Source organism: Aureliella helgolandensis, from assembly GCF_007752135.1.
GTDB classification, from domain to species: Bacteria; Planctomycetota; Planctomycetia; order Pirellulales; family Pirellulaceae; genus Aureliella; species Aureliella helgolandensis.
On sequence record NZ_CP036298.1, the window covers coordinates 7,329,577 to 7,347,225 of the forward strand.

The 17,649-nt window shown below is 53.0% G+C and carries 11 protein-coding genes; all 11 read right to left on the reverse strand.

The window, feature by feature from the left end:
• Window positions 1-11 precede the first annotated feature (11 nt).
• Window positions 12-746: a PEP-CTERM sorting domain-containing protein gene (locus Q31a_RS25940; RefSeq protein ID WP_145084546.1), complete on the reverse strand. Its 735-nt coding sequence runs from the start codon at window positions 744-746 to the stop codon at window positions 12-14.
• 400 nt (window positions 747-1,146) lie between these two features.
• Window positions 1,147-2,502, reverse strand: a complete 1,356-nt coding sequence (locus tag Q31a_RS25945; RefSeq protein WP_145084549.1) for a DUF1552 domain-containing protein — start codon at window positions 2,500-2,502, stop codon at window positions 1,147-1,149.
• A gap of 2,093 nt (window positions 2,503-4,595) precedes the next feature.
• Window positions 4,596-7,004: a DUF1592 domain-containing protein gene (locus Q31a_RS25950; RefSeq protein WP_145084552.1), complete on the reverse strand. Its 2,409-nt coding sequence runs from the start codon at window positions 7,002-7,004 to the stop codon at window positions 4,596-4,598.
• Window positions 7,005-7,164: 160 nt separating this feature from the next.
• Window positions 7,165-8,118: a glycosyltransferase family 2 protein gene (locus Q31a_RS25955; protein WP_145084555.1), complete on the reverse strand. Its 954-nt coding sequence runs from the start codon at window positions 8,116-8,118 to the stop codon at window positions 7,165-7,167.
• 77 nt (window positions 8,119-8,195) lie between these two features.
• Window positions 8,196-8,669, reverse strand: coding sequence for an acyltransferase (locus Q31a_RS31285; RefSeq protein WP_145084558.1), 474 nt, complete (start codon window positions 8,667-8,669; stop codon window positions 8,196-8,198).
• Between the two features lie 69 nt (window positions 8,670-8,738).
• Complete coding sequence (locus Q31a_RS25965; protein WP_145084561.1) at window positions 8,739-10,157, reverse strand: O-antigen ligase family protein; 1,419 nt, start codon at window positions 10,155-10,157, stop codon at window positions 8,739-8,741.
• Complete coding sequence (locus Q31a_RS25970; RefSeq protein ID WP_197355730.1) at window positions 10,158-11,429, reverse strand: Coenzyme F420 hydrogenase/dehydrogenase, beta subunit C-terminal domain; 1,272 nt, start codon at window positions 11,427-11,429, stop codon at window positions 10,158-10,160.
• Between the two features lie 4 nt (window positions 11,430-11,433).
• Window positions 11,434-12,342 carry a sulfotransferase domain-containing protein gene (locus Q31a_RS25975; RefSeq protein ID WP_145084564.1) on the reverse strand — a complete coding sequence of 303 codons (909 nt, stop codon included), beginning with the start codon at window positions 12,340-12,342 and terminating at the stop codon, window positions 11,434-11,436.
• Window positions 12,335-13,840 carry an oligosaccharide flippase family protein gene (locus tag Q31a_RS25980; protein WP_145084567.1) on the reverse strand — a complete coding sequence of 502 codons (1,506 nt, stop codon included), beginning with the start codon at window positions 13,838-13,840 and terminating at the stop codon, window positions 12,335-12,337. The genes Q31a_RS25975 and Q31a_RS25980 overlap by 8 nt, the downstream gene beginning before the upstream one ends.
• 4 nt (window positions 13,841-13,844) lie before the next feature.
• A complete protein-coding gene (locus tag Q31a_RS25985; RefSeq protein WP_261342693.1) occupies window positions 13,845-15,161 on the reverse strand; it encodes a polysaccharide pyruvyl transferase family protein in 1,317 nt (438 codons plus the stop codon).
• Window positions 15,162-15,455: 294 nt separating this feature from the next.
• The gene (locus tag Q31a_RS25990; RefSeq protein WP_197355740.1) at window positions 15,456-17,159 is read right to left on the reverse strand and encodes an exopolysaccharide biosynthesis polyprenyl glycosylphosphotransferase; all 1,704 of its coding nucleotides are present in this window, start codon (window positions 17,157-17,159) and stop codon (window positions 15,456-15,458) included.
• Window positions 17,160-17,649: the final 490 nt, after the last annotated feature.

Here is a 17,649-nt window from a genome sequence, read left to right on the forward strand (position 1 = left end):
TACTCACAACACTACTCAACGACCGGCAACTTAATCTTTCGACCAGCATTCCGAGAGACTGGTACAATTGCTAACGAACCAATCCCTAACATTGCTAAAACAAACGCAGAGGGTTCGGGTACAGCTTGTGGAGTCGCGCGTGATAGGTACACGTTATCCAACTGAAAAAAAGCTGGTCCAGTTCGAGACTCGGGAACATACGCTTCGAACGAAACTCTGATTTCTCTGGTGCGGAACCGTGTCAAATCTAGACTCGCGGTCAGACTGCCTGTGTCGAGGTTCATACTTCCACCTACAAGCCGATACACTTCGACACGGTCGAGGAGATTGACATACGAACCAGGTTCGTAGATCGCAACGCTAAAAACCCTGTCAAGTTTACCAAGCGGATCGCCCCCCTCATTGAGCATGTCCCAGCCAATTCGATAATCGAAATTCAACATATCTGAGTTGCGATCAATTCGCCCCACGTCTTGGGAAATACGGATCACACCAATCCCAAAACTATCAAATCCGTGTGTTGCGGAATATATCCCTTCAGTTGCTTCAGACGTGAATAATCCCAGTCCAGGCACAAAACCATCCTGTCGCACCTCAATCGCAAAGGTCGGGCTGATGTTATCGTTGATACTCCATTGAATAAAGTTACCGGTCTCAAAACTTCCATTTCTAATGAATGCAGCTTGGCTTGTATTCGACACTAATACCGCCAACAGCATTATGATCAGGATAGACAGCGGTTTCATCGGGTACATACTCCTTGGATATTGAAATTTCAGCTAAACATATACTATAGCCAATGTTGGCCCATCCTCAGCTTTCGCCTCGCAAAAAACACTGCGCTTACGCTGGCCAATTGGAGCAAGTGCCAACCTCCAGAATTGGGGCACTTTTCCACAGCCAACACTTTTAAAGCTAACCTAACGATTAAGCCTCGCAGACAATCGTGACACATTTTGCCAGCTGCGCCACCTGAAACAGGCCCAAGCCCCCGCAACTAACTAGCTTTCATTCATATTGATCTCCGTGTCGGCGGCAACTGATGCAAGCATGAAACGTGCAAAAGGTGATACTTTTCAGTGAGAGACACTTTCCAACTTTATAAAAACTAGCGGGACGCTCGCTACCTGGACTGAGCTCAACATTTCACGCTAACTCGCTCAACGTACCCGTCGATGACGCGAAGGAGTCGATTTCCAATCCTAGTTGCTGAAGCATTGAGACATACAGATTCGGCAACGGATAGTCTGTCGGCTGATCAAACGATAAGTGCTGGCCATGTTGGAATCCACCTCCCGCTAACAGAATAGGCATGTTCCGCGAGTCATGATTATTGGCATTGCCTAGATTCGAACCAAACAGAACCATTGTCTTTTCCAATAAACCTTGCCCCTGCTCCTGTGTTTGCGCGAGTTTATTCAAAAACCGCCCCAACGCTCCCACAACCTGCTCCTCCACCACAGTCAACTGCGCAAGCTTCTCAGGATCCTTGCCGTGGTGCGACAAATTGTGGTAGTCAATCGTAACTCCATTAATGTCAGGTACTTGATTAAAGCCATTGATGAAGTAGGTCAAAAATCGCGTTGAGTTGGATTCCAAAGCCAAGTGCATCATGTCGTACATCAAGTCCATGCGTTCAACGATCTGCGTTGCGCTCGGTATATCTCGCGGTGGTTCCTGATCCACCACCGGCTTGGGACGATGCGTCCAGGCCTGAGCTTTGACAAGCTGCTGTTCCGCTTCACGCACCGAATTGAAGTATTGATCCAGCTTCTGCCGATCTCGTCCGCTCACCAGCGGCGTCAACCCGCGACGCTGCTCGCCCAGCGCATCCAAGACGCTTTGCCCCACTTCTAATTTTTGTAGCTGCCGCTGCTGCTCTCGTGCATTGCCGGCCAAAAACAACTGCCGAAAAATTTGGGACGGACGAGACTCCGTGGGGACTTCCACACCACTACTCGACCACGACAACCCTGGTCCTGTCTCCGTTAGAGCGAGCGACGCAAAGCGAGTCGTCCCTCCCAACTTTGAAGCAGCCAATTGATCTAGGGAGATGCTATTGCGAAACCCCGCACTCAGCGGGTGCGGCGCAGCCGTCAAAAAAGACTTGCTCGAGTAGTGCCCTCCATCCACCTCCGGATGCGAAGCCCCCGAAATGACTGTGAAGTGGTCGCGATGCGACTCAAGGAGCCTCAAATACCTTGGCAGATCGTAGTTGCGACCACTCCGATTGGGGATGAAGTGAGGGGCGTGCAAACCAAGGCCGACGTTAATGGCTACCATCCGCATTCCGCCCGGCTCGGGCTCGGGCACCACCGGAGCGTCCGCTTCAGCCTCTTGCGCCACCACCGGCATTTCTTCAATGGCGGTCTGTGGCTCAGGGGCCACATGCGAACCAGCCACCTGAGAATTGGAATTGGTCGAGCGTTGGCATGCCTCCAGTACTGGTAGAAACAAGGCGACCCCAGATGCCTGCAAAAATCTGCGTCGTACCGTGCTCATTTCAGTTCCCTGAAAGTTAAGGTGTTAGCTGCCCAGCGGATTGCAGGCCGTCCATCTGACAAATCGACGCGGCACAAGTGTTTGTCGATTTAGGAGCGATTTCGCTTTCAACGCGAAGACAACTCCCCAAATCACGCTGTAGCGGTAGTTCCCCTGCCCTGCTCACACGGCGGGATACCATTTCGAAGAACTGCTAGCTTCCCATGCTCTATTCTACCTGCAACATGCAGGGGTGGATCACACGCATTGCAGATTTTCCGGTACAGTCCCCAGTTATCCTTGCGCAGTCGAAAATTCAGTACGAAAATCCAGACGGGTGGCAAACCTCATATCTTGTTCCTCAGACGTACAATTCACTTTCGACCTCTCGACCCTCCCATTCAATGCAAAGCAAAACAATCCCTCCCAGCTACCCCAACGCCAAGCTGTCGTTCAAAGCGCGCCACCGCAGCCAAGTATCCAAGCAGACGTTTTGACAGAAAGATAGAGACAGAAAAATAGAATGATCGCGAGGAAGCTAGCGATCCGGCAATGGGCTATTAGCTCTATTTTCCTGTCTCCATCTTTCAGTCTATCACCCTCCCTTTGCGTCTTAGCGACTTTGCGCGCAACCCGTCTGCCGTTCCAGATCTCGCGCAAAGACGCCAAGCCGCAAAGATATGATAAGCTGCCAGACTGCCGCAAGCTCAGCACGGTGCCCCAAGCAAGGCGTCGAAACATGACAAGCGAACGCGGCTTGATAATCGCAATAGCTTTCGCGTATTTGGCGTCTTTCGCGGTTGCTATGTCTCCGTAACCGCTCAAAGCAATCAGGGGAATTCTGGCGAATCACACTACGGTTCAACCCCAAATCCTACCCCTGGCTCCGTCACGGAGATTGGAAAACGGAATTCTGCACAATCTCATGCTCTAGGTGCGCCCACCGCAGCGAAGTATCCAGGCAGACGTTATGACAGCAACATAGAGACAGAAAAACAGGATGCTCACGGGGAAGCTAGCGTTCCGGCAACGGGCAATTGGCCTTATTTCCCTGTCTCCATCTTTCAGCCTATCCCCCTCCCTTTGCGTCTTAGCGACTTTGCGCGCAACCCGTCTGCCGTTCCAGATCTCGCGCAAAGACGCCAAGCCGCAAAGTTAAGATAAGCTGCCAGACCGCCGTAAGCTCAGCACGGTGCCCAAAGCAAGGCGTCCCAACATGACAAGCGAACGCGGCTTGATAATCGCAATATCTTTTGCGTATTTAGCGTCTTTCGCGGTTGCCATGTCCCCGTAACCGCTCAAAGCAATCAGGGGAATTCTGGCGAATCACACTACGGTTCAACTCCAACTCCTACCCCTGGCTCCGTCACGGAGATTGGAAAACGGAATTCTGCACAATCTCATGCGCTAGGTGCGCCCACCGCAGCGAAGTATCCAGGCAGACGTTAGGACAGAAAGATAGAGACGGAAAAACAGGATGCTCACGGGGAAGCTAGCGTTCCGGCAACGGGCAATTGGCTCTATTTTCCTGTCTCCATCTTTCAGTCTCCCCCCCCTCCCTTTGCGTCTTAGCGACTTTGCGCGCAACCCGTCTGCCGTTCCAGATCTCGCGCAAAGACGCCAAGCCGCAAAGATAAGATAAGCTGCCAGACCGCCGTAAGCTCAGCACGGTGCCCAAAGCAAGGCGTCCCAACATGACAAGCGAACGCGGCTTGATAATCGCAATATCTTTCGCGTATTTAGCGTCTTTCGCGGTTGCTTTGTCTCCATGACGGCTCAGAGCAATTAGCTCTATTTTTCTGTCTCCATTTTTCCGTCTATGCCTGTTCCCTTTGTATCTTAGCGGCTTTGCGCGCAACCCGTCTGCAGTTCCAGATCTCGCGCAAAGACGCCAAGCCGCAAAGTTAAGACAAGCTGCCAGACCGCCGTAAGCTCAGCACGGTGCCCAAAGCAAGGCGTCCCAACATGACAAGCGAACGCGGCTTGATAATCGCAATATCTTTCGCGTATTTGGCGACTTTTGCGGTTACAATGCCCCTGCAATTGCTCAAAGCAATCAGGAGAATCCCTGCGAGTCCCACCGCGGTTCCACTCCCCCCCTGACACTGAGGCTGTTAGGGAGACTGGAAAATGGAACTCTGCACAACCTCGTGCACTAGCGTCCTCAGACCATTGCCGCCGGAGCGCGTGCGATCGATGACATTGTGAATCTCCATCCGATCGGAAAAACGCATGGCGCGTCCGGTCGCATAGGTCATGAGCTTCCCGGTAATGCAGCGCATGATGTCGGCCTCGCGCAGCAACAACCAGCGTTTGAATTCGCGAACATCCTCGAAATGCATACCGTCGGGGGTCGTCCCCGTCGCGTCGACGGGCAAGCCAACTTTGTATTTCACCCATGAATGGGTAAAAGCAGAGCGACTTAAACCGGATCTCTTGCCATCGCCTAGGGTGCGGTAGTGCTCACGGTAGCCACCAATGGGATCGAAACTCTCCAAAGCGAAGCCAGGCGGGTCCATGCGATCATGACAACTCGCACACAAGCTATTGTCGCGGTGGGCTGCCAATTGTTCGCGCAGCGTGCGGGCACCACGAATGTCGGGCTCTACCCCTGAAACCGTCGGGGGCGGAGGTGGGATCGGACGCCCCATGATATGCTCGGCCACCCAAGCACCTCGCAAAACCGGTGAGGTGTTCGTCCCGTTGGCGGTAACTTTCAGAACACTGGCTTGCGTTAATACTCCACCACGCCAGCTGTCTTCTGGCAAGGGCACCCAACGCATTTCCTGCCCCGTGATATCGGGGACGCCATAGTGAGCCGCCAATCTCTCATTCAGAAACGTGAATTTGGAGTCGATGACCTGCATCACGTCTAAATCTTTGTCGAGTAAGTGTTGCAGAAAATGCTCAGTTTCAGCAAGCATCGAGCGTTGCAAGAGTTCATCGAACTCTGGAAATAACTCCTGATCCGGTGTCGTAAAATCGATTTCACGCAGTCCTAGCCACTGCCCGCCAAAATTGCGAACCAGTGCCTCACCGCGTGGTGCCGACAGCAATCGCTCGACTTGCTGCCGGAGGATAGCTGGATGGCTGAGCTTGCCGGCATGTGCGATCCGAAGAAGTTCCACATCTGGCGTTGAACTCCACAAGAAATAACTCAAGCGAGCTGCAAGTGCGTAATCGCTAATACGCTGTCGCCCGCGAGAATCCTCGATTGGCTGTTCATTAAGAAATAAGAAATCGGACGAGCAAAGTAGCGTCTGCAAGGCAAATCGTAGGGAAGCTTCGAAATTATCCCCAAACTCAAGACGCTGCTCCACCAAACCAACGTAGAACTCCTGCTCCCCATCCCTGAGCGGTCGGCGGAGGGCACGTGGCAGCAAACGTTTCAGAATTTGCTCGGCATCTGCCAGGGTGGCTTGTTCGACATCCAAATCTCCGAGCAACTGCTGGCGGCTGGCCGGCGGCCACTCCTCGAGTGGTCCTTCAATCGTAATATCGCCAATTTCCAAACCAGGTCCGGTGTAAGTATCAGCTCCCTTACGGATATCGATCGTATTGTAGCACTGAAATTTATACGTTCCGCCCGCTTCCATTAATCGATCGGTAAACTCAAGATCCGTCCAAATATTGGGAGGGATATCGTAGTAGCCCACCACATGCTTCTCGCGGCGACTGGTAAGGGTATCCCCTCCATAGATGCGCAGGGTTACCGGCGCGTCAGACTGAATGGCTCGCACGCGCACTCTCCCGCGATAGGTACCTGCAGGTACCTTGAGTTTGACGAATTCGATAAGATTGGTGGGGCAGTAATCGGACTGAAAGATAACGATTCCCTCTGGCGTCTTGCGGAACATGCTCCCGAACTTGGAAGCGCGTGCCACGTTACCGCGATGATCTCGATCACGCAGGAAATTGGTACGGTGTTTGATCTGAGGAGGAGCCTCAGGAGGTCCTAACACATTCCCCAGGATGAGCTCACTGGTTTTTAGGTAAGCTCGGATCGTTTCCGGGGAGAGGACCAGTCCTTCGCCGACATTGTCGAAGCCGGCGGTAGAAGCATCTTGCGGCAACAAATGCTGGAGGGGTAGTTGAATATTGAATAGATCGTGAATGGTGTTTTCGTATTCGACGCGATTTAGCCGCCGCAGCACAACTTCGGCTCGTTGCTCTTCCGCCTGCTGGATGCCTTCCGCTAGTTTGGCCAAGATCGCACGTCGCTCTTCGGCAGACGGCTGCTCGGCGTCAGCTGGCGGCATATCTCCACGGCTAAGCCGATCGAAGACACGAACCCATCTCTGCGTAGACTCTTCGTCTTCAAAAGTTGTTTCGAGTTGCGAAAGATCAAAACCGGCTTCTGCATCGGCCCCTGCATGACAATCAACACAGAAGGACTGAGAAAAACTGCTTAGCGTCGCATTTACACCAAACGCCAGCAACGGTAAAGAGTTAAGAACCGAAAACGTGAGGATAAAAGACGCGTTCAATAGTGCTCGAAAATCGAGATATCGGTACTTGCTCATCCGACTCCTCCTCAATCAGTCTTCTAAAAATGGAGTACAACCCCGATAGGGTGTATTAACTCCAGATCATCTGCAATTACTACTGCCAGTCCATCAACTCCAACTTGCACCTAAACTCAAGGAATCGAAAAAATTCAGTCGCAAAATCCCTTATCGAGCTTTACAACTGTACCCCATTCCACCCATGCCACCATTTTGTGGGCTGCCAGAATATGAGACTATAGGCAGAGGCCACACGTGCAGCCTTCTTTTGTTTGGGAAGGCAACCCAGGACATTTCCGATACAATACCGAACTGCCGCATGCATCCATAGAATGCATCCCATGGCGATCCATCCTGGTGTCGAAAAGTGCTTTCGAGCATAGTGCATTTGACCTCGCGTCCTTGCAAGCATGCGTGTCGATTGGAATGCATTCCCACTCCCTGCAAGATGCTTGATGCGAGATGCACCGGTCATCATTATCGGCCGCCCCGTCTGCCCAATCCGGTAGCACAGGTCGACCTCTTCGGAATACAATTTGAACGACTCATCGAAACCTCCAATTCCATTCCAAACGGCTCGATCAACCATCATGTACGCTCCATTGAGAACCTCAACCTCGCCACAAAAAGTTGGACTTCGATCAACAAGTTGATGAGATTTCCCATGGATTCCGAATAAATTTTTCAATGCCAGAGCTAGAGAAGGCAGACGCAGGTAGCAACCAGGATCGATCTCACCACTTTCGAGCAGAGTGACACCGCCCCAAGCAGCGGCATGTGGATTCGAATCTGCGAACTCTACTAACCTTACAAGCGCTTTATTGGAGCGGACGATTGTGTCAGGATTCAGCAAAAGTAAGTATTTTCCAGATGCATGGCTCGCAGCTAGGTTGTTTCCGGCTCCAAAGCCTCGATTATCCAAGTTCGCCACGACATGCACTTCTGGGAAGTGCTCGGAAACCATTTCAGCAGTCCCGTCACTTGAATTATCCACCACAATGACTTCGAACGACAGTTCCGCCCGTGAGGTGTTGAGAAACAAGCTCGTTAGGCAGTCTCGGATCAATTCCTTGGAGTTGTAACCAACGATTAGAATACTAACTTTGGTCTCAAAGGGACGCATCGCGGACATTTCAATCAATCGGTAGAGCGGTAGTAGCAGTCAGCAAGTGGCGTTCTAGCAATACAGGCCTGCCTTGCCTGAGTTTTTCAAGAACTCGAATCCTTCGAAATACGCCCGTAGGTTTCGGTGTGGATGCCGCTGCGGATAACCCGCGCTGGATTTCCACCGACCACTGAACCGGAGGGAACGTCCTTGGTAACAACTGCCCCCGCACCAACCACCACATGATCGCCAATCTGCACTCCTGGCAAGATGATCGAACCACATCCGATAAAGCAGCATTTACCGATTCGAGTCACTCCCGTGAACACATCGTTGTGTCGTCCCGTGGAGTAATCGTGCGACAAGACAATCGAATCGAATGCTATGTAGGTAAATTCCTTGACCATAATCGCTTTAGGATTGGTCTTATCCATGCGGGCCTTAAAGGAAATTCGCACACTTGGATCTATTTGCATTCCATATATTTTGCGAAAGACCTGCGTACGCATCTTTAACAAAACATTTCTACCCCAAATGAACACTAGGAACAGTTTCCGCGAAAATCTAGCTGATTTCATCTGTTATCTTCTTCAAGTTAAATTTTGCAGCAAGTTAGCGCGGCAATCTAATGTACGAATGCAACTGAACTAATTTGGATCAGACTCTCCAGGCACGCTCATGCTCAAACAAGTGACTTCACTGGGACCAAATTGCGGATCGTCAATCAAGTAGTATTCGTTCGAGTCCCCACTAAATCCATCGCTACTCACCGATGCAGCCACAGCAAGTGTGAGCGTCCATAGAAATGTAATTTGTCCGAAATAGGCGACACCAATGAAACAGACGCCATGCACAAAAAGTGAGGTCCCAAGACACCACAACAACCACTGCGATTGCCTGTCTTGACTTTTACGCAATCCCGTCGCGATCGATTCTGCTGCGCTATATATCAACCAAACAAACAAGATTAGCCGCATCACCCCACCCTTCACTCCTTCAAGAATGTACTGATTGGTTATGTCCCACGTTTGGTAGAATTGATGCCAATGGCCTGTTGACGTGCTTCCCACGAGCCACCATTCAGGAAACCGCTTGATGGCGCAGTCGATCAGAATAAAACGGTGCATTCCAGTCGATCCGCCAACTGCAGTTACCCGTGAGACGAGATGCCATACAGGCGCTTCCATAACGAAATGCAAGGCTGTCAGTAGGAAGGGTAGAGCGACCCACCCCCATCTTACAACACCCCGGACTGACCACAGAGTTAGCATCAATAAACAGGCAACCACACCGAGCAAGGGAGTGCTAGAGGCCGTTGTTGCAATAATAATCAGTGATGCGAATATGCCCACAATTGCGAACAAACGCTCACTTGCGAATGAAAGTAGCCCCACGAAAAGTGGAAGCATTCCAGCCCAAAAAACTCCAGCAATGATGGGATGGCTAAAAGCGCCTTGGCACCGCAGCCTCCCCTCCCGCTCCAAGGTAATCGCGGGCACTCCTCCGAAGTACGAAAAGAGGTTGTATCGAGTTGACGCTTCAACCAGAAAAACGGCGGCGATCACAGCAGCCAAAATAGCCCCGGCGCGAATAAAAACTCGAAAATCCGACTCTTCTTTCATCGCGGCTCGGAAAAAGAAATAGCCGCCAAGACTATCAATCAAACCACCCAAAATATAGATAACCGATTCGGAAGAGCCTTGTTGGGCAATGTAAAGCCCTCCGCCGAGTACAGCCCAGCATGCAAATGCCAGGTCAACGCGATTCCATTGAATCGATCGAAACTCACCGCGTAAAACCACACGAATGGCACCGCAGATGGCAAGTATGCGAAGGAATCGAAAGTCGCCTCCCAAAACAAGTATGCGTTGGGCTTCTGGTACCAGGCACATGATCGCTAACATCGCATAGATCGCTGCATGTCGTTTAGAACAAAGCAGCCAAATACAACTCAAGCACATAACCAGTGCGCCCAGAGGGTTCAGGGTCATGGTATCGTGGTATTCCACGATTTGCTTTGCATGCAACTCGCTTTTTGCCGCCGCTAGTATCAGTAGATCAAACAATCACGCCTCCCCTTTAGTCTCGATGATACTAGCTTTGCGCCGCAATTGTTTTGTGAACACTCGCTTGATTGTCCCTGTAAAGGACTGGACCTTCTGGCTGGTCCCAAGTGCCCTTAACCAAAAGGGAAACGTTTCGAACCCCTTGAGATTCGGCACAGCGGCGCCCAAAACGTGCAGCACCTTGAGCCGCGCCCAAAGACCGCCTCGGGTTCCTAGTAGATTGGGTTGCGAACGTGGGAGTAGCGTTGCATCACGTGTCTCCAAAGTGAGATAGCCACTGCGTTGGGCTGCTTGAATGATCTCACGGCCTCGGGGTGTGCGCGCAATGATCAACGACTTGCCCGGCTCGCCTGGCTGCACCTCCCGATACCAGGGGTCCCCTACCGCAATGTCCGCAAACTCACCGGTGTGGTCAGGACAGATATAGCACCGCCATTGCCGGTACTTCTGCAAGAACCCCCACGATTCCGCATAAGTCATTTCCGAAGAGCGCAGCTCTCCACTTGGCTCACGCCAGCGAACGGTCCATTTACCTGGCCAACCATTGCCTCGATACCGCAACCCCTCAATGCTCTGCGGATCCTCCACTCCCACCTGTTTCAATAGCTCCAACGTACCCTGCGTCGAAGGCGTTCCCGCACAGAAAAAGGCAAGGGTCACCCCTACTTTTCCGGATAGTTCCGGACGCACCTCCTGAGCTCGCTTCACCGCCGCCACGTCGCAAGGCTTGCCGATAAAGACGCTCGGCCCAGCGGCTTGTTCGATAAAATGCAAGCCATCGCAAGGACTGGCTGGTGCGTACCGCGAACCGGTGCGATCGAGCAATTCCTCTCGGCTTGTGCTATAGACACTCTCGTTCAAGTGAACTGCGTCCTGACGAGCGCCAGTGTGCAGAACGCCACTCATGCCCCCCTGCTCGATGCAATACAGCGCTAGAGCGGTGGCCGCACCACCGCTGGAACCGGCCAACCGAATCGCATCGTCGGTCGCAAAGCCTTCCCATACATCGTAGACAGGCCCCCAGCCAGCGATTAACTCCTGCTCCAATTCGGGATCGGACGGATCAAAGGTGTGCTCTAGGCTAGCGCCGGGACAGCATTGCAGTCCCAAGCCAGATTCCTTGGCAGGCTGCTCAACCAGAAAGGGACGCCGCCCATACTCGAGCGCATCGGCCATCCGAAACCGCTTGGGCTCGACCGACGCGCAAACGCCACACCCCGTGCACAATTGCCGCGCGCAAACTTCCTCAATGGTGGTTACTGGTAATTGCATGAGATTAGTGGCACCGCCAGTGACTAAGGTCGCACTGCAAAAACGCCTCCAAACGCCGGACCGAAGGTTCGTATCGCGCACTCAATGCCTTCTTCGTTTCAGGCAAAAGAGGACTAGGCTGATTCTCCTCACGCACCTGTGCAGCAAAGCGTGTCCTACGCAATCGGTCAAACACCGCCGTTCGCCAGCTCTGAGGGATACGTGATTTCAATGCCATCGCACCCGGCAGACTTTGCATCAAGCGTTTCGCCTTGTACCGCAAGGCATAGTCATCTTCCCCCAAGTTCCGTCGCTCCACCCCTGCAGCAGTCAAATCGCGTTCCTCCAAGCCCAAGAAACTCTGCACTTTAGCGAGCGTATCCTGCGGTTTTTTCTGCAAATGCTCGTTCTGAATCACCAGCAAATCGTCTGCCTCGAAGTATCTCAAGTAGCGATCGATCTGCATCATATAGTCGCCACAATCAAAGTAGATTTCATCCCGTTGGAGCGCCTGCTCGAACGTCATGGTCACCTTATCACGCATGTGATGCCGGTAGTGCGAGTAGGCCCTTGCCACCGGTTCGCGAACGAGATAAATGAACTTCCGCGTTGTAGTGTGCTCCTGGATCAACTGGGGCGCATCCAACGTATGCGGCCATCTGCTGTACGTCGTGGATGCCTCGCCGCGAAGCACCCCTGGGGGAGCGTCACAGAACAGGGATGCATACCACTGCATCCCTCGCTTGTAGACTTCGCCACGACTAAAAAACTCAGGCTCTTTCAATTCAGGCAGGAACACACCAGGGTGCCGCAACAGGTACCCGTACAGCGACGTCGTCCCCGATTTCCCAGCACCGATAATCATAAAATCGAGGTTAAGGGAGCTGCAATCCGACTGTTCCGCCTCGACGTTCGTCGCTATCTTACTACACAACTTTGGCTTCTCCTTCTACCCGCTTGACTGCTCCAGCTGGAGCAGCAAACGTAGATACGTTCTGATTTGCAACCGTTCTTGGATGCAACACTAAGCTCACCAATTCCTTAGCGCCCGGTGATAGTGCCACAATCGTAAGGCCTCCCCCCAAGGCAAGCAATGCTGCCACAGTCAACTCCCCCCAGTCGTTCAACGCGCCGTAAAACGTAGTTCGCCCTAGCAATGCCAATGCGACTAAGAAGAAAAATACGGTGATTGTAGTAACTTGAAACGACCGACGAACGTGGCAGAGCCGATACAGACAGTACATTGAGACTAAGACCGCTAGCAATTCCCCCCCCGCCGCCAAACCGGCTACGAACGGAATGGAATACCCGAGGTAGGCAGACAGCACTCCGGCGGGAATGGAAATACAACGTACGAAATTTGCGTACATCATATTCTTGGTTTCCCCCAGCGCCATCGCTGCAATACTGGGTCCCACGCGACATAGTCGCAATGCTTGCAGCATTGCAAACCAGGGAATCACGGCAGCGGCGGGTGCGTAGCGAGCCCCGTATAATATTTGCAGAAAGGCGGGGCCTCCTAGGATAAACCCGAGCACAAAGCATCCAGCCAAACCAGCAACGGCAATGCAGACGCGTTCAAACAGGATCGAGAATTCGGGCAGGTCATTTTTCTTGCGCGCCAGCAATGGTAGGAAGTAGGTGCGTAACACCTTGGCCAGCACCAAGGTCGGCATCATGGTCAGCGAGAATGCGGCGCTGTACCAGCCCAACTCTTCCATGGAGAACCAAGTCGCGACGATCATGCGATCGCCCTGGAAAATTCCAAACAACAAGAACCCGTTGGTTAATAGAGGCCAGCCAAAATGCAGAATGCGACGAACGACGACAGCATCCCAATGCCATGCGTATCTCCGCATTGCAACATAATGCGAAATTAGCAACTGCAATGCAAACTGCAAAATCGTCAGCACCAAGACGGCGCGATAGTCCCCGAACCAGGCGGCCAAAGGAATCGCCAGGGCGGTCATCGCGAGCTGTGGTCCAGCATCCGCCCCCACCGAAGGTGCAAACTTCATCTCGCGTTGCTGGCGATACATATCCAGATGGATGAATCCGCGCATTAGTGGCACGATAGCCAACGTGCGGAACGCCCAGGTGACCTCTGGGATCCCCATGAGCGCAGCGAATGGTTGAGCCAGCAATATCATAAAGAGGCATCCAGTGAGGCCTCGCACCGCCTGGAAGGCCTGCGCAGTGGCCTGCAGCTTGGGGTCATCGCCATCATCGGCTTGCACCAACAACCGGTCCAGTGCCATGTCACTCGACATTTCAATCAGCGACGTCGTCATCGCAAACGTAGCCGCGATCCCGAAATCCTCTAACGAGAGCATGCGGGCAATGAAGATATTGCGCACAAACGAACAAAGCGCTGACAATAGCCCGCCGGTGGTTAGCAAAGCACCACCACCCAGATATTTGCGGAGGTTCATGGAACTACCCCTCGCACCGGTGACGCTGCTGCGCCGCAGATCGAATCCTCTCGACAATGCAATCCAATTGCTCCCGGGCTTGACCGAGTACCTTCGGTAGATGCTGAGACAACGACTGTCGCGCTGAGGCCCGGTTCTGGTAAGCGTCGGTCAATTGCTCCAGCACTTGTTCGGTCTCCAGCACGCGGGGGTCAATCACAGCCCCCCCCTGACCGCAGCTTTCGAAAACTCCCAGCGCTTTATCTGAGTACGAAACCGTTGCGGTTGGGACGCCCGAGGACAACGCAGCGATCGTGGCGTGCATCCGTGTGCCACAAAACCAATCGGTCTGCCCAATCAACCACTTTAATTGACTTTGATCCAATGTTGATGGGGACAAGACAATTCGGCCGGGAAATTGAGGCTGGAGTTCATCGGCCATCGCTTGGCAAGCGCCTGGATCGGACTCGTAGTGACCGGCGGGGCTGATCACATGCGAGACAAGCACTACATTGGCATCGGTGTCGCTCAACAGCCAAGTCAAAAACCGTCTGACGACCGCGTGATAATCGGCCTTGAAACCATAACGTTCCGCCGCCGCCACGGGATCGTTATAGATCAAACCGCTAATATTAAAGCCCACCAACGGACGCTCCTGACGATTGAGTTCCAGCATTCGCTGCAAGTCGACGCTCAGCACTTCAGGGGCAGGTCGCGGCTCAAGTCCAAAAGCGAGATCGACACCACAACGATGATTAGCTGGGTCAAACCGATCCCCCAACAATTCTTGCAGAATCTGAAAGCTGTGCTGATCGCGTGCCCAGCACATCTCCGCACCACGCACGGCCCGCGCAGCTAACTCGCGAAACCTCAGGCCTTGGAACGGCCCGTAGGTCTGGGGCAATAAAAACAAGGGAATCTTCCGCTGTATAGCAATGAGCTTGGGGTAAACAATGTCGTAGAAACGCCTTGAGCCGTAGATATCACTGAAACTGTCGCCTCCTGAGACATCGAGCACCGCGTCACATTGATCGATGGCGGCAACGTTTGTATTCAACAATTTACCCAACGAGCCAAGCCTACTTGCACAATACATCGTCGCGAGATTTTCAACCCGATCATACCTACGCCCACCTCTAGCACCACGCAACTCTATTTCAACAGAGGTACCATTTGCTAAAGTAAAAGTTGAAGACCTAGTTTTCAGACCATAGTCAAACACCACGAAACGTGTCTCAGGAACAAGCTGTAGCATGCGGGAAACTGTAGAAGCATAAAGAGCCGAGACCCCCCGATTCGCGGTATCTGGTGCCGCTCCAAAAAATGAGATCTTCAATTCCACTTCTCCAGCACGATCGACGCGCAAACAACTACATTAAGGGAGGGCGATAGGACTAGCCTGACCGCCTTGACTAGCACGCCGCGTCTGGACGATTTACCGGAACGCTTGGCCAAGTTCAACGCAACCCGCACCAAAAAAACGGCTCATACTACTGCCGACTCTCGCAATCGGCACGGCTCTCCCCATCCCTGAAATCACATTCAGCGATCGCTGTATCTTAGAGGAGGGGACAATAGCACTTAGCACTAATTCACGCGGCGATAACACTTAACTAGTGTTACAGCAAATTTGGCACTAGGAACCTTCGCGGAATAGGACGGTTTTGACGGTTCGTAGGATTAGATACATGTCGAGCCATACGCACCAATTGCGAATGTAGTACATGTCCCAGTAGATGCGCAAGTCGTAGACGCCGCGATTTCGGCAGGCGACTTGCCACAAGCCGGTCAGCCCTGGACGCACCGATTTGTAAGCTTCGAACTCGTCCGGATAGTGCTCGACGTAGCAGGCGTCGTAGGTTGGGGAATTGATAATCGGACGTGGCCCGACCAGACTCATCTCACCCGTCAACACATTCCACAACTGTGGCAACTCATCAAAACTGGTCGCTCGCAGCAGTTGCCCGATACGGGTAACGCGTGGGTCGCTCGACAACTTGTGCTTCTCATCCCATTCCTTGCGGGCGGCGGGATTCTTGGCTAAGTACGCATCCAGCACCCGGTCTGCATCCTGCTGCATCGTCCGGAACTTCCAAGCGGTGAACTCACGCCCTCCGAGTCCAATTCGCTTCTGACCGTAGAACACCGGGCCCCGCGAACTCAGCTTGACCATCAAGTACATGGCCAGCAATGCCGGCAAGCCTACGAGGCAGGCTGCCAACGTAAACGTCAGATCCATCACCCGCTTCATCGCCAGTTTGTAGGAGCTGGGGCGACCGCCGCCGAGCCGCAGTCCACTGGTGGACCCGACACAATACAAACGATCCCACAGCCCCATATCGAGCTGGTTGGACGACAACAGAATACGATTGGGAATGACGGCCAACGGTGGGTCTAGTGAAGGAGCGTTTTCGCGATTCGCACAGTTGGAAACGATGACCCAGGTCACGCTATGTTCAAGAGCCGATTCATGCGTCCGACGAATATCGAAGACGGGCACCCCCTGCTCTTCCAAACGCTTCCCAGCTCGCCAGTAATTGTCTGCATCGAGCAATACACCAACCGGACGAAACCCCTGCTCCGAGGACTTCGCCAACCTACGGTAAAGCTCTTCGCCACGCTCCGGGTCGGCCAGCACCAGTACGGGGACTCCCCAAAACCGGAATCGCTTGGCCAGGTGTCGGGCAACATACCGGGCGGCGATGGAGGCGGGAGTACCTAGGCAGAAGGCGAGCAAGCCAGAGGCAACATAAAACAACCACATCTGCGGATGGGCAAACCACCCAATACCACAGAATACGAGCAAGGATGCAAACAGCGACCGTGAAAGCTGCCGAAATTCGACAACGGGACTGATCCCCAAACCGGGATAGAGTCCCGCCAATTGGGCGATCGGTAGAATGACCAGCGACACAAAAAAGACCGCTTGCATCTCCGCTTGCTGCGTCGAAATCCCGAACAAACGCTCGGCGATACCAGTGGCCAAGAAAAGCGACGAAAACAACGCCGCGAAATCGGCCAGTGCCAACGGAAGCGAGGTCAATACACTCTGCAGGGCAGCCAAATTGGCCAGCCGCGTTGGCACGTTGCCAACCACCGTGTTGACTTTGCAATACTGGTTTAGCGCCTCAGCGGAGTGGCGATCGACAATATTCAACCGCTGGTATCGGGCGGATTCCGGGGAAAGAGCATCCTCTCTTGCCACAGGGGCTTGAACGCCCGAAGCATCGTCTCCACTGGACGAGTGCGCAGCGTCCGATCGTTGTCGAATCACGTCCACTGGTCCTTCATGAGAATCTGGCGTAAAGCGATCTGAGGTCTCTGCTACACCATGCGACATGTGGCGGTCCCTGTAATCCGTTTGACGAAGATGAGATGCGTTCGTATCCAAAGCGAACGTGGATTCCATACTAGACACGAATGTTTAAGCGTCAAGAGATTGGTGTTTGAATGGCAATCCTGCGCCAACCGCGACCGATCCCCAAAAGGGCAACCGCCACCACCTCATTCTGCTACAAGGTGACAATCCACCGCATTCCCACCGCAACAGTTGCACAACCTACCCAGTCTCACTCGCCGGATTCATCGATTTTTTACAGTGACTTCCCTCCACCTGCTCGCTTGCTAGCAAACTCTCTGCGGGCTGTGATTCACCTTACCACGCACAGCCGCCCCCCCGATGGCTACGGAACAACAGCAAGAGGATTGTATTAAATATCGCGATTCTACCGGTACTCCTGATTGTATATGCGTCAAAGATTGTGTAGGGCACAATAGCTACCTAATCGTTGCGTATTCTCCCCCTTCGACTATCATGAGGGTCAGGCACA